The 3,309-nt window shown below is 64.9% G+C and carries 3 protein-coding genes; all 3 read left to right on the forward strand.

The annotated features are described in order from the left end of the window. The first annotated feature begins 114 nt into the window (after window positions 1-114). Genes NKJ94_RS37065 through NKJ94_RS37075 form a run of 3 tightly spaced genes read left to right on the forward strand, consistent with a single transcriptional unit; the run spans window position 115 to window position 3,238 of the window. Window positions 115-1,323, forward strand: coding sequence for a tyrosine-type recombinase/integrase (locus NKJ94_RS37065; protein ID WP_352532688.1), 1,209 nt, complete (start codon window positions 115-117; stop codon window positions 1,321-1,323). Continuing rightward, the gene (locus tag NKJ94_RS37070; RefSeq protein WP_352532690.1) at window positions 1,317-2,237 is read left to right on the forward strand and encodes a tyrosine-type recombinase/integrase; all 921 of its coding nucleotides are present in this window, start codon (window positions 1,317-1,319) and stop codon (window positions 2,235-2,237) included. Before NKJ94_RS37065 ends, NKJ94_RS37070 begins: the two co-directional genes overlap by 7 nt. Beyond that, the gene (locus tag NKJ94_RS37075) at window positions 2,234-3,238 is read left to right on the forward strand and encodes a tyrosine-type recombinase/integrase (RefSeq protein WP_352532692.1); all 1,005 of its coding nucleotides are present in this window, start codon (window positions 2,234-2,236) and stop codon (window positions 3,236-3,238) included. Before NKJ94_RS37070 ends, NKJ94_RS37075 begins: the two co-directional genes overlap by 4 nt. The last annotated feature ends 71 nt before the right edge of the window (window positions 3,239-3,309 follow it).

Raw genomic sequence — 3,309 nt, forward strand, 5'->3', positions numbered from 1 at the left:
CGCGTTCGGACCGGCCGGGCAGATCGCCTGTCGAATGGAATACAGCCGAAACCTTCGGTTTGTTCGACGTGCCGGATTCTTCCGGCGGAAACAAGCAACTCGAAGGAAGATAGGATGACAAAACGAAAGCGCAGACATCAGCGGAGCGTCGATGCCCGGATCAACTGGCTGCAACCGCATGTCGATGGCTTCAAGGACTGGCTGGCTCAAAGGAAATACTCGCCGGCGACGATGGCGGAGGTGGTGCGTCTGCTCGCCCTATGGGGCGATTGGGCTCGCGCGTCCGGATTCGAGGTCGAAACGCTGGCCGTCGGCTTCGCCGCCTCTGCCTCCGTGTTCCGGGGCAGCAAGATCGCCCGTGCACCGCAGGGCGCTGCCGCGCTGTTCGTCTCCTATCTGCGCGAGAGGAACGTCCTACCGCCAGAGCGATATCTGTCGCTGGAGGAGGCCTGGCCGACTCTAGTCGCGTTCCGGAGTTGGATGCGGGAGCAGCGCGGCATCAAGGACTCCACGCTCGACACCTATCAGGCGATCCTTGTCGACCTGTTGGCGTCGCTTGGCGTTGATCCCACCGCGTACACAGCCGCCGCGGTGCGCGACTTCGTACTCCAGCGCGCAAAGCCCCATGGGCGTGGCCGGGCCCAGGGTATCGCCGTGGCTACGCGCGCCTACCTCAAATATCTGGTGGCGATCGGGCAGTGCCCGGTCGGGCGGGAACGGGCAATTCCGAGCTTCGCGACCTGGCAACTGGCGACGACACCGCGCTTCCTCGGGCAAACCGATATAGACCGAATTCTTGCCGCTTGTGACGGCGAGTATCGCCTGCGTGATCGGGCCGTCATCCTTCTGCTCGCCCGTTTCGGTCTCAGAGCGAGCGAAGTCGCTAATCTCGACTTCAGTGAGATCGACTGGGTGAATGGTCGATTGACCCTTGCCGGCAAGGCCCGACGCGCGGAGCGTCTGCCGCTAACGCAGGAGGTTGGCGATGCCATCCTCGCCTATATCGAGCGGGCACGGCCAAGCCTTGCGACGACCCGAGTGTTCCTGACGAGCGCGGCGCCTGTCCGGCCGCTCAGCCGCATCGCGGTGAAGTGCATCGTGCGCCGCGCACTTGACCGGGCCGGCGTTAAAAGCATCCATCGCGGCGCCCACGTTCTGCGCCACTCCGCTGCAACAGCTATGCTGAGCAACGGTGTCAGCCTTGCCGGCGTCGGCGCCGTGCTGCGGCATCGCTCGCCATCAGTCACGGCTCTCTATGCCAAGGTGGATATCGGCCTCCTGTCGGAGATTACGCAGCCCTGGGTCGGGAGGCTGCCATGCTGAGCGCCGACGCCGACCGCTACATCTGTCTTCGCCGCACGCTCGGCTACAAGCTGGTCAAGGCCGAGCGGCATCTTCGTGCCTTCGCGAGCTTCGCCGCCGGGCGGGGCGAAGCGCATATCCGTACGGCAACCGTTCTCGCCTGGCTGGCGACGGTCGCCCGGACACCGGGCGCCCGCGAGCGGCGCCTGACGGACTCGATCCTATTTGCGCGCTTCCTGCACGCCGAAGATCCGCAGCATGAGATCCCCCGCGCCGACTTCGCGCCGAGCCGGAAAACGCGGCCGATCCCCTATATCTACACACCGGACGAGATCGCCCGCATCCTCGATGCCGCCGGAAAGCTCCGGCATCAGAAGCCCAATCCCCTGCGGCGCCAGCTCTACGTGATGCTGTTCGGATTGATCGCCGCCACGGGAATGCGCATCTCGGAGGCGATCGCGCTCAAGCTCGACGATATCCAGCCTGACGGTGTGCTGCACGTCCGCGAGACCAAGTTCCACAAGAGCCGGCTCGTGCCGCTGCATCCGACGGTCATCGAGGCGCTCGAGCGCTATCTCGAGCTCCGCCGCCAACGCGCCGGCGAAAGCGACTGGCTGTTCCCATCCGTCCAGCACAGGGAGATGTGCCCGACCACAGTGAACTATACCTTCCGCTGCATCCTGCGCCGGGCGGGGGTTGCGCCGGAGCGAAGCCGGCAGCCACGCATCCACGATCTTCGCCATACCTTCGCGACCCGCGTGCTGGAACAATGCGGCGTTGAGCGCGGCGCGGTCGCCCGGCACTTCGTCGCCCTGTCGACCTATCTCGGCCATGCCGACATCCGGAACACCTACTGGTATCTCCAGGCGACACCGGAGATGATGGCGGATATCGCCTCGGCGGCGGAAATCCTGGTTGGAGGGAGCGTCGCATGACGAAGCTCGCTCCTCTCATCACAGGCTTCCTGCGCGATTACATGCCCCATCAGCGCGGCTACAGCCCCCAGAGCTGCGAGACATATGCGTTCAGCTTCAAGCTGCTGTTCGGCTTCGCCGCCAGACGGCTCGGCACCCGTCCGTCACGGCTGACGATCGAAGACCTGGACGCACCGCTGATCGTCGCCTTCCTGGCCCATATCGAACAGGAGCGCGGCAACGGCGCCGCCACGCGCAACCTGCGGCTCGCCGCCATCAAGACGTTCATGCGCTATGTAGAGCACCGGGTGCCCTCCGCCCTGGAGCAGGTCGGTCGTATCCATGCCATCCCGGTCAAGCGCCACGATCAGAAGCTCATCCGCCATCTGACGATGGAGGAGGTTCGCGCGATCCTCAACGCCCCCGATCTTGCGACACGATCCGGCGTGCGCGACCGGGCAATGATGCACCTCTGCTTCGCTGGAGGCTTGCGGGTCTCCGAGCTGGTCGGCGTTCTGACCGAAAACCTGTCGCTCCAGCATGGCGCGAGTGTGACGATCCGGGGCAAGGGCCGCAAGGAACGCTGCCTGCCACTGTGGAAGGACACGGCGCGCGATCTTCGCACCTGGCTGAGCGTCAGGGGCGGAGTCCGAGTCCCAGAGCTGTTCGTCAACGCGCAGGCCGAACCGATGACCCGTGCTGGCTTCGAGTATGTGCTCGACAAGCATGTCCGCAAGGCGGCCGAGACCTGCGCAACGCTGCGTGATCGTAGCGTCTCGCCGCATCAGCTCCGGCATAGCTGCGCGGTCGTCATGCTGCAGGCCACCCACGATATCCGGAAGGTGGCTCTGTGGCTCGGTCATGCCGATATCCGCACGACGGAAGTCTACCTCCGCATGGATCCCTCCGAAAAGCTGGAAGCGGTCGAGGCGGTTGTCCCCCCGGAACTTAGGCGCGGCCGGTTCAAGGCGCCGGATGCGATGATCGCATCCTTGCTCTCGGACCTGGAAGCACCGGCCTGATCGAAACGGGTCCGCTACTGATACGGGTTTGTTGCGCCAATCGATCCGATCCTGCAACCGGCATCGCGCTC

Origin of the sequence: Mesorhizobium sp. M0060, from assembly GCF_040323155.1 — a bacterium.
In the GTDB taxonomy this organism is placed as follows: domain Bacteria; phylum Pseudomonadota; class Alphaproteobacteria; order Rhizobiales; family Rhizobiaceae; genus Mesorhizobium.